Below are 1,039 nucleotides of genomic sequence, written 5' to 3'. Positions count from 1 at the left end.
GAATTTTTGGGTGAAACCACCAAAATCATCGACATGATTGTTGACCAGTCTGAACATGGTTTGGAAGTTTTACGTGGTTCATCTACTTATACCTACGAAGGCAACTGGAAACTCACTGCTGAAAATGGTGCCGATGGTTACCACGTTTCTGCTGTTCACTGGAATTACGCAGCAACAACTCAGCACCGTAAAGAAACTCAAGCTGCCGATAACATTCGTGCCATGAGTGCAGGTTCTTGGGGTAAACAAGGCGGTGGCTCGTATGGCTTTGAAAATGGTCACATGTTGCTGTGGACACAATGGGCAAACCCAGAAGACCGTCCTAACTTCCCGAAAGCAGACGAATACACCGAAAAATACGGTGAAGCGATGTCGAAATGGATGATTGAGCGTTCACGTAATCTTTGTCTGTATCCAAACGTTTATTTGATGGATCAATTCGGTTCACAAATTCGTGTACTTCGTCCACTTTCGGTCAATCGAACTGAAGTCACTATTTACTGTATCGCACCTAAGGGCGAAGCACCTGAAGCCCGCGCACGCCGTATCCGTCAATATGAAGATTTCTTCAATGCCTCAGGCATGGCAACGCCAGACGATTTAGAAGAGTTCCGCGCTTGTCAGGCAGGCTACGCAGGTATTGCCCTTGAATGGAATGACATGTGCCGTGGTTCAAAACACTGGATTTATGGACCGGACGATGCAGCAAACGAAATCGGTTTAAAACCCATGTTAAGTGGTATCAAAACTGAAGATGAAGGCCTGTATCTGGCCCAGCATCAATATTGGTTAAAGACCATGAAACACGCGATTGCATCAGAGAAAGAAATTGCTGATCAGGGAGAAACAGCATGAGCACTCAAGACAAAGCAACTTTAGAAAATATTGCTCAGTTTCTTTATCGCGAAGCTCGCTTTTTAGATGATGAACAATGGGATGACTGGCTTGAATGCTATGCGCCAGAAGCTTCTTTCTGGATGCCAGCTTGGGATGACGACGATAGATTAACTGAAGATCCACAATCTGAAATTTCACTTAT

General features: G+C 44.9%; 2 protein-coding genes. Both read left to right on the top strand.

Translation table 11 applies throughout. The features are described 5' to 3' along the window. On the top strand, nt 1-855 hold an 855-nt coding region (locus VXQ92_RS21075), incomplete at its 5' end, for an SRPBCC family protein (protein ID WP_416683078.1). Further along, nucleotides 852-1,039, top strand: a 188-nt coding sequence (locus VXQ92_RS21070) for an aromatic-ring-hydroxylating dioxygenase subunit beta (protein WP_416683077.1), incomplete at its 3' end; no start/stop codon positions are given. The genes VXQ92_RS21075 and VXQ92_RS21070, both read left to right, overlap by 4 nt.

It is taken from the genome of Acinetobacter sp. 228, assembly GCF_048147885.1.
The sequence above is the reverse complement of the archived record's forward strand: the minus strand, read 5'-3'. Positions and strand labels throughout refer to the sequence as shown.